The sequence below is a fragment of the Oscillospiraceae bacterium genome (assembly GCA_034925865.1).
Taxonomy (GTDB): Bacteria; Bacillota; Clostridia; order Oscillospirales; family SIG627; genus SIG704.
Map to the genome: position 1 here is coordinate 55,248 of JAYFRN010000002.1, position 8,367 is coordinate 63,614.

Sequence of the window (8,367 nt, forward strand, 5' to 3'; positions counted from 1 at the left end):
GTATAATGAATATTCGAGATTCATCATACATTCCTTTCTAAAATTGAAAAAGTAAACGATAAAAAGCTATACCTTTTTCAGTTTTCCATAATACCACCCGGTAACGCCTTCCTTTTTAACTATATATCCTTTTGACGTTTCAGTTATAAGCGACAGCTTATCGCCTTTTTGAACAGGTAAAGCATAATCTGTGTAATCCCGACAGTGAGTTTCGTCCCGTATATAAGAATTTGGTATCCATAATTTTCGCCCGCTGTCTTTATGTTCGACATATGTAAAATCGTCCGATTTTTCTAGAATTTTAATCTCGTTATTGATCCAGCGAATACTGATTGAATCATTTGATTCCTTCTGAGATTCCAGAGCACAGTATACAGGGATATCATCATAGCTGACATAGTAAACGCTTTCGATGCCGCTATTTACACCAGGAATTATCAGTAAATTAAGCTGACCGTATTCTTTAATGCCGCAGCCGCCGTCAATGGAAATTATACGTTTATCTTTATTGATTATGGGATTTGACTGAGCAATTTTATCTCCATAAAGCATAACCGGCCAATGACCTACGACTATATATTTATCAAAGCAAAGGTCGGCGGACATAAAATCATCATATTTCAAAAGCTCAAAAAGCTTTCTTTTACAATTGTCATCAGGTTTTTTATCATGAAGTCCGCCGTGGACAAAGACATAGTTCTGTGTCTCAACCACCGTAGGTAAAGCTGAAAGAAAGCTAAATTCAGCTTTGAAATGCCTTATAACCGCTTCCTTTGATTCCAGTATATCCTCGGGGCTTTTACAAATAAATCCGAGCTCATTTGTCAATTCATCGAAAAAGCTCGTACCATACCATGCTCTGCAATTAAGAATATAGTCATAAAAATTCTGAACACTTTCTTCGCATATTCCGTTTATCATATTAAGCCGCCACGCATCTACATTACCGATGAGAGGTATCACATTGCCTTTTTCACACAGCTTCATTACATAACGCAGAGTATTAAGGCTCTCAGGACCTTTTTCGACAATATCGCCGACAATAATTAAAATGTCATTCTCGGAAAACTCTGCTTTTTCAAGTACATTCTTTAAGTAAGACAAATGCCCGTGAATATCACTAGTAACAAGAATTCGCTTTTGGGGATCTATATTAACATGTGTAATTTTCAACTCAGGTATCATATTTGTAGTCATAATCTATCCTTATTCGGAAAATTAAATTTGAAACTTCAAGAATGTTCAGTTCACTGAGTAATCAAACGCAAATCTGCCACCCTCTCAAAAAACTCATCGAGATACGAAAACGGCACAAGTGTTCCGTCCTCTCTCATTTTTAAAATATCTTCTTTTGTCGCATATATGGCACCACAGGTTTCATTTGGCTGAAACACAATATCACTAAGCTCAAAATCCTGCCGAAAAAGCCAAACATCGCCAAAACAATCTTCGTACTTCAAAGTCATGATTCTTTTGCCGTTTCCGGCTATAACAGTCAATCCGGTTTCCTCTTTAACCTCGCGCATTGCCGCGGTCAGGCTATCGTCTCCGGCAAGTGCCGAACCGCCTGTGCATTCCCACATATTCGGAAAGCCCTTATTTGGAGTGCGTTTTGTAAGCAGGTATTCGCTCTTACTGTTCTGCAGCCAAATATAAACCACAAGGTGATAATCACCTTTGGGCATTTGATCACCGCGTCTGTGTGTGCGTCCCGTAAGAAACCTGTTTTCATCGTAAACATCCCAAAGCTCATCAGCATTGGTTTGGAGATTTAGCCACCATTGCACATGTTCATGCAAATACGGAATCTCCGGATATGTAAGCACCTTCGGCAGAGTTTCTAAAAGAGATATTTCACCTATTTCCATTTCCGGCGGCAGCTCGTCAAGCTTTTTCACATCGGCGAAAAACAGCATCCCGTATCTCGTTACACCATAAACGCTTACAGGCTTAATATCAAACTCGACCGCTCCGGTTTCTTCATGAAGTTCACGCTTTGCGGTTTCAAGAATGCTCTCGCCGGGTTCACGGTGTCCGCCCGGAATTTCCCATGTCATGCGCTCCTTATGGCGGCAGAATATCCATTTGCCGTTATATCTCGCGGCAATTACCGCAAAATCCAAAAACTCGTCGGGTATTTCGTTTTGATTATAGAAAGTTACGGTTGGCATTATAAATCCTCGATTTCTTTTAATATATCATTTCTTATTTTCCATACATTTTGTCCCATGTTGCTGACGACAGTAATAACAATTTTATTTATACTTCTACTTGAAATAAAGCTGACTCCCGGATCGCAACCTTCAAAGTGAGGAGTGAAATCTCCATTGCCTATACTGCATTCATTATACTGTTTGTCCAGCCAAATTCCATAGCCGTAATACTCATTGTTGTCGCTTGCGTGAAGAGAAAGCATATTATTCGTCATCTCATCTGATATAAGCTTGCCATTGTAAAGAGCGTTCCAGAAACGGTATACATCCCAAACAGTGGTAAAAGCACCACCTGCTCCAGTTCCTTTGACATCAACGCTATAAATATTTGTATAGAAATCGTCACGAATGTTATCATATATATAAGAATTTGCGCAGCGTTCCGGCAGACGGTCAAGCTCATAATAACCTGTATCGTTCATGCCACAAGGCAAAAATATTTCTTTATGTAAAAATTTATCAAAAAGCATGCCGGTAACTTTTTCAATGATCAATCCGAGAACAACGAATCCCGTATTGTTGTATTGAAATTTCCATCCACGCGGATACATCATCGGCATATTTATAAATAGTGGAATCAAATCTGATGAAGTGCGTATTTTATAATTAGGGTAATCACGCCATAGTTCATCATAGTTTTCCATAATTCTCTCATCAAAATAATCCGGTATACCGGAGGTGTGAGTCAACAATTGTTCAACTGTGATATTCAGGTCAATTGCTTTCAAATTAAAATCAAGGATAGCGCCTATTGTACTGTCAAATGAAAGCTTCCCAGCTTCAATCAACTTAAGAATTCCTACTGCTACAAAAACTTTTCCGGCAGAAGCCGTGGCAAAGCGGGTATTAATTTTGTTAGGTATTTTATTCGATAAATCCGAATATCCAAAGCAATCTTCATATAATATTTTATTATCTTTAGTGACGAGAACACAGCCTGAAAAGTCCGGTTGAATTAAGTCAGATATATTCGTAATAATTCCTCCTTAGGTATTTCATTTGTTATTCTCCTATCTGATTACGCTTGTTTACATACTTTTTCTGATATTCCGCCAAAGGCTTGCAGGGGTATTCGCCACATTCTGAGCATGAGCTAATACCATGTTTCTTAGAGCATTTCATCCACGGGCAGTCCTGACAGAGTTTGAATATATCGTCCGAGCGACCACCGAGACAATGAATATCAGATAACGGTATATCCAGCCCAAATTCGTCCTTGTAAAACTGCTGTGATTTTTGTCGCAGCTCGTCATCGTTATTTATTGTAGCAAGATATGTATAACAGCGCGAACAGTCGTGACCGCAGAAGCATGGCATAGCTTTTTTATATATATAATACCACACATCACCATCAGGATGTTCATGATCAAAGACAAATCCGGCTTTTTGAAAAGCTTTTTGCGATAAGATATTGTTTGGATATATTACCGCTTCGGCAGAAATAATTTCATGTCCTATAATATCTGTACCAAATTCAAGCAGCTCAACCAATGCCGACGAACCATATCCTTGACCGCTTCTTGTCGGATCGACTATGTATTCAGAAACGGTGAGTAAACTTTCATAGAGTCCCATTGCGATAACCGCAAAAGGAGTATCGCCCTTAAAAATAACCTTGCTCCAAAAATTTTCGTTGATAACGGTGTCACAATCGTTTTTCCAATATTCAAAATAATCATCCCAACCACCATCACAACCGGTATATTTTCTTGCGTCCGAATCAAGCCACGGCTCTACAATCGGAGCATATTCGCTTGTGTAATCGATCCATTTATATTTCATTTGTGTATCCAATTTTTATCAAATTAATCTTACAATTCAAAATGACGCTCTAATGCTTCAAGAACCTCTGCTTTTGTATTAATTTGAGAATTTTCGCGTACTATTATAAAAAAACCGCTGTTTTTGTACTTTTTGTATTCATCTGCACTGTTACACTTGGCTATACACGCACGAAAATTCTCCAATGTCTTCTCTGGGTCTACCGCATTTTTAATTTGCATCAATAAAAACTGCTTTTCCGGATCGCTGCGATCAAAAAAATGATCTACCGACATGGATTGCGGCGACAACATAACCGCAACATGATTATAGTCTGATATTTCATGCAATACTTCCAAAGAAATGTTTGTGTCAACAATAATTTTACTATCTGAAGCGGACAGCTTTATCAACTCCGCGACCTCAATTTCCGCAGCTTCTTCAGAAGCCTTTAAAATCCAGCTGTAATACTCATCCGGCGTGCGATTAATAAACTCTTGCCATCCTGACATAGTTTCAAAATAACAAAGCGCAGGTTGCTTATCCGGTGCTTTGACAGCAGCCGCGACGATCTCGTGATAATTCTCACCACAAAATATCATACCATACTTTTCGGCAAGCAGTTTTACCATGGTTGACTTTCCTGAATACGCCGTACCTGTTATGAAATACACATTACGCATATAATGCTTTATGATGTTGTTTTCAATTTTCAAGAATTCTTCCTCACTATTTATAAAAATTATACCATCCTGTTATATGTGTTTATCACATAGGTTTTAAATATTAATATACTGTTTTATTTTTTGATTCGTGAAGAAAACATACCATATTCTTTAGGAATAAAAATCACTCCGTTTTCTCTGCGCTCTTCAAGAACATCAATCATTTCCTTTTCGGGAATGCTCCGCAGCTTTTCCGCCCAAGGCAGTGTGTGTATATATGCAATCAAATCGTTTATATCGGTCACCGCAAGAGCGTCGTCATAAATTTTCTTCTCCACTGTATTAAAGAGCTTTTTTAGATATTCCGCTCCGTTCTGTAAAGTAAATTTACAAAGGTTTTCTTTAGGCAAGCCGAGCGCATTCCTAATATAACTACCTATACCGTTTTCACCTAAGGTAGCACAATAAAATCTGCCGCCTTTTTTCAATACTCTGTGTGTTTCCACAAGTGCCTTATCTATATCCGGAACATGGTATAGCATCATATTAGCGATCACGATATCGACGCTTTCATCCGGAAGAAGGATATTCTGCGCATCAATTATCGCGTATGATATCTCGTTTTCATGTTGAACGCATTTCTTAGCGGTTTCAAGCATATTATCGGAGAAATCAGACATGATAAGCCGTACGCCTTCGGGTAAATCCAAATAATGCTCCGCCCAAAGCCTGCCGTTGCCGCATCCGAGTTCAAGAATGCGGTCACCGGGCTTTATATCATAATTGGAGAACAGCCAATTGAACCAGCCGAATTTATTGATACTGTATTTTTCATGAAGAAAAATCCGATTCTCAAGGTTTCCGGCAGTGGAATACTGCTGTTTTACAACACTGCTTTTATCCATTTTGTTCATCGCATTTTCCCTTTTCTTTTATAATTTGCATAACCTGCCGGGATGTTAAAAGCTTCTCGGAACCCCGCCCTATAACAAATGTGCTCGGATGGTCCCGCCCATTGCCAGCAAACAGGAAAGCCATTAGACTTACAATATTCGACAACAAAACTTAAAAGCTCGCTTGCATATCCTTTTTCACGGTGTGCTTTTGATGTTACAATGTAATCAAACCGTGTATTGCCTTTTTTGGATACATGGATATTTGTATATACCACAGCTTCGTCGTTTAAATAACCGACAAAAATATAACTGCCTTTATGTTCTATCATTCCTTTTATCGGCTCTATTTCCCACGGTTCGCTGCTTGGTATTAAAATATCACATGCGATCCTCTCATCCCACTCAGTCAATACTTTTACATCAAGACGCTTTTCCGTTTTTATTTGGTTTTCGGCTGATAACAGCATAACTCGGTGCGCAGCTTCATGCGTTACGGTATAATCATGTGCCTCAAATACAAGTTGGTTATCAGAAAAATAATTTTCTACATGAGGATGATAAATCGACGGAGTTATTCCTTTATTTATATAAAACTCAGTTATTTCATCAAGCACTGCGCCGAGGTTTGTTATATTCTCAGGATATATAAAAGCATGGTTTCCGTCGTAAGAATCCTTGTTGTGTTCCATATAAAACAACAACCCATATTTTCTTTCTTCATAATCAGCCAACAATTTTGGAAACTCAGCTTCTTCTTTAAATATTGATTCTTTTAATGTCATGCTTTTCTCCAAATCTTAAGTTGAATTACTATCTGTAAATAACTCCCCAGGGATTTTCCTTTGTCATATCCGGCTTCATATCGTCGTTCCATGAACAATAAGCTTCCGAATATTTATCTTCGAGAAACATAGGCAAATGTTCCTTGAAATTCGAAGCATACCTTTCCTCCGGAATTTCAGAAAGATCTACCCAATATACCTTTCCCTCCGCAGTTTCATTGATAAGCTCGCCGCTCCAGTCGGAGGTTTTATAAAAATAAGTGTAATACCGGTCACAGGTCTTGTTGTTAAACCACCACATAAATCCGCAGAATTTCAGATTTCTGATATCAAGCCCGGTTTCCTCTTTTATCTCCCGCACGGCGCTGTCATAAATCGTCTCTTGGTTCTCAACGTGACCTCCGGGAAACGTAATGCCGCACCAACTCTTCACTCTGTCCTGCACGATCACTTTTCCGGTTGTCTTGTCCTGTATCATGACCATGTTGGTTATTTCAAGCTCTGAATTCATATTTTTCCCTTTTCCTTTGCGTTTGACAAGCGGCACATTGACCAGTTAAAACTCGATTTTTTAATTTTTTCGCATATATTCCAGAGATTATCTACTGTAATCAAAGCCACATTTCTATTTTCAAGCTCTGATTCTAAATTCTTAATTACTACCTGTGAAACAGGTTTCTGAATCTTTTCACTGACGTAATATCCTGCGATTTCATCCTGCTGATAGAAATCATCCGAATTAAATTCATATAAATATAATGTGATACTTTTAAGCAGATCGAGCCAATCTTTTTCAATTATAACCGCGTGTGAATAACCCTTGGGCAGGTATTTTTCAATATCTTCTTTAGATGTGTTTTTACCCACATGATATGTCACTCTGGGACAGTTTCGCGGCGTCATGAAATTCGGCAACGTCCTTTCGCATAACGCCCAGACAAGCCCGACATCGGGATTCATGTCTTTCCGGGTGGGAAGCCTCGGTTTAAAAATTTTTATATCTGCTTCTTCGCTTACATGAAAAAGTCGCAATAATTTGCGTTCTATTTCAAAAAGCCCGTCTGTATATAAGATATTTGCCATCGGGATTGATTATCTCCTGCTAATTATTGTTTTACATTTGTTCTTAGTATATATCTTAAAGCTCCGCAGCTTTTATCTTAGAATCTGACAAGTATAATTTGTTTTATTATATCATTATTCTTGATGAAACGCCATTGCTTTCAATAAATTTATGCAGCTTTTTATAAATATAGTATTTTGCATCAAAGCTTATAGATTGACGCCGCATTGATTGTAATTATCGCAAAATTTTTATATTGACCCATTGATTTTTGCTTACTCACAGTGTATAATAATTAACGTTGGACAATTTGGGTATTATTACAAATAACGGGGGCGTAGCTCAGCTGGGAGAGCGTACGGTTCGCATCCGTAAGGTCGAGAGTTCGATCCTCTTCGTCTCCACCAAGTTCAGGAAAATCCACAAATAGTGGGTTTTCCTGAACTTTTTTATGTGGTGCATGACTCAGGTGCCCGCATTTTATCATGCCCCGGATTGTCGGCACGATAGCTCTGTAATTCTTAAAGGAAACATTGAAATCTACCTAAATATTGTAATCCCTGCCAACGCGGACGGCCTTGATGAACTGCGATACAATCATTTTCTTTGCCTCGAAGGAACTTTTGTCGTACAGGTCGGCCCAGCTAAGCAGGCGGTCATACTCGCGTTTTAACCCTTCCGAAGTTTCAAGCAGCACATGTACTTCCGTTTCTGCTGCGTCGGCGCTTGCCTGCGCTTCTTTGATCTGCGCTTCGGTTTGCTCCGCTTGGTATTTGTATTTTGCGCATTTCGGCAATATTACATAACAGATTCAAATTCCGATATACCGTTTCTCTGCTGCTATTGCAACGTCAAGCTTTACCTATGATGACGCGGGAAGATTGTTATTAAAACGGCAATCAAATAATTATTGTTTTGAGAAAAAGCCCATATACCAGAGCATTTTGTTTCTTAAAGCTGTAATAATTATTGCCTTATTAATATAAG

The 8,367-nt window shown here is 38.6% G+C and carries 10 protein-coding genes and 1 tRNA gene; 1 reads left to right on the forward strand and 10 read right to left on the reverse strand.

The genetic code is table 11. The features are described 5' to 3' along the window. Positions 1-66: 66 nt before the first annotated feature. The 9 genes from VB118_00945 to VB118_00985 all read right to left on the reverse strand — a co-directional run bounded on the left by VB118_00945 (position 67) and on the right by VB118_00985 (position 7,400). A complete protein-coding gene (locus VB118_00945; protein MEA4831167.1) occupies positions 67-1,197 on the reverse strand; it encodes a metallophosphoesterase in 1,131 nt (376 codons plus the stop codon). A gap of 50 nt (positions 1,198-1,247) precedes the next feature. Continuing rightward, positions 1,248-2,171 carry an NUDIX domain-containing protein gene (locus VB118_00950; protein ID MEA4831168.1) on the reverse strand — a complete coding sequence of 308 codons (924 nt, stop codon included), beginning with the start codon at positions 2,169-2,171 and terminating at the stop codon, positions 1,248-1,250. After that, positions 2,171-3,193 (reverse strand): serine hydrolase domain-containing protein, encoded by a 1,023-nt coding sequence (locus VB118_00955; GenBank protein ID MEA4831169.1) that lies wholly within the window; start codon positions 3,191-3,193, stop codon positions 2,171-2,173. Before VB118_00955 ends, VB118_00950 begins: the two co-directional genes overlap by 1 nt. A gap of 22 nt (positions 3,194-3,215) precedes the next feature. Continuing rightward, on the reverse strand, positions 3,216-3,995 hold the full coding sequence (locus tag VB118_00960) for a DUF3795 domain-containing protein (protein MEA4831170.1): 780 nt from the start codon (positions 3,993-3,995) through the stop codon (positions 3,216-3,218). A gap of 29 nt (positions 3,996-4,024) precedes the next feature. Next, positions 4,025-4,606, reverse strand: coding sequence for a hypothetical protein (locus VB118_00965; protein MEA4831171.1), 582 nt, complete (start codon positions 4,604-4,606; stop codon positions 4,025-4,027). A 167-nt stretch (positions 4,607-4,773) separates the two neighbouring features. Continuing rightward, positions 4,774-5,553, reverse strand: coding sequence for a methyltransferase domain-containing protein (locus tag VB118_00970; protein MEA4831172.1), 780 nt, complete (start codon positions 5,551-5,553; stop codon positions 4,774-4,776). Beyond that, entirely contained in the window at positions 5,550-6,317 is a 768-nt protein-coding gene (locus VB118_00975) for a GNAT family N-acetyltransferase (GenBank protein MEA4831173.1), read from the reverse strand. The genes VB118_00970 and VB118_00975 overlap by 4 nt, the downstream gene beginning before the upstream one ends. 28 nt (positions 6,318-6,345) lie before the next feature. Beyond that, positions 6,346-6,828, reverse strand: coding sequence for an 8-oxo-dGTP diphosphatase (locus VB118_00980; protein MEA4831174.1), 483 nt, complete (start codon positions 6,826-6,828; stop codon positions 6,346-6,348). Next, positions 6,825-7,400 (reverse strand): hypothetical protein, encoded by a 576-nt coding sequence (locus VB118_00985; GenBank protein ID MEA4831175.1) that lies wholly within the window; start codon positions 7,398-7,400, stop codon positions 6,825-6,827. Before VB118_00985 ends, VB118_00980 begins: the two co-directional genes overlap by 4 nt. Positions 7,401-7,711: 311 nt before the next feature. On the opposite strand from VB118_00985, the gene VB118_00990 reads away from it, so the two are divergent. Further along, positions 7,712-7,787: transfer RNA gene (locus VB118_00990), tRNA-Ala, on the forward strand. A gap of 137 nt (positions 7,788-7,924) precedes the next feature. Here VB118_00990 and VB118_00995 read toward each other — a convergent pair. Beyond that, complete coding sequence (locus VB118_00995; protein ID MEA4831176.1) at positions 7,925-8,176, reverse strand: hypothetical protein; 252 nt, start codon at positions 8,174-8,176, stop codon at positions 7,925-7,927. Between the last annotated feature and the right edge of the window lie 191 nt (positions 8,177-8,367).

Coding starts and splice junctions, on each gene's coding strand:
- VB118_00945 (MEA4831167.1), bottom strand. CDS start 1,197: ATGACTACAAATATGATACCTGAGTTGAAAATTACACATGTTAATATA.
- VB118_00950 (MEA4831168.1), bottom strand. CDS start 2,171: ATGCCAACCGTAACTTTCTATAATCAAAACGAAATACCCGACGAGTTT.
- VB118_00960 (MEA4831170.1), bottom strand. CDS start 3,995: ATGAAATATAAATGGATCGATTACACAAGCGAATATGCTCCGATTGTA.
- VB118_00965 (MEA4831171.1), bottom strand. CDS start 4,606: ATGGTAAAACTGCTTGCCGAAAAGTATGGTATGATATTTTGTGGTGAG.
- VB118_00970 (MEA4831172.1), bottom strand. CDS start 5,553: ATGAACAAAATGGATAAAAGCAGTGTTGTAAAACAGCAGTATTCCACT.
- VB118_00975 (MEA4831173.1), bottom strand. CDS start 6,317: ATGACATTAAAAGAATCAATATTTAAAGAAGAAGCTGAGTTTCCAAAA.
- VB118_00980 (MEA4831174.1), bottom strand. CDS start 6,828: ATGAATTCAGAGCTTGAAATAACCAACATGGTCATGATACAGGACAAG.
- VB118_00985 (MEA4831175.1), bottom strand. CDS start 7,400: ATGGCAAATATCTTATATACAGACGGGCTTTTTGAAATAGAACGCAAA.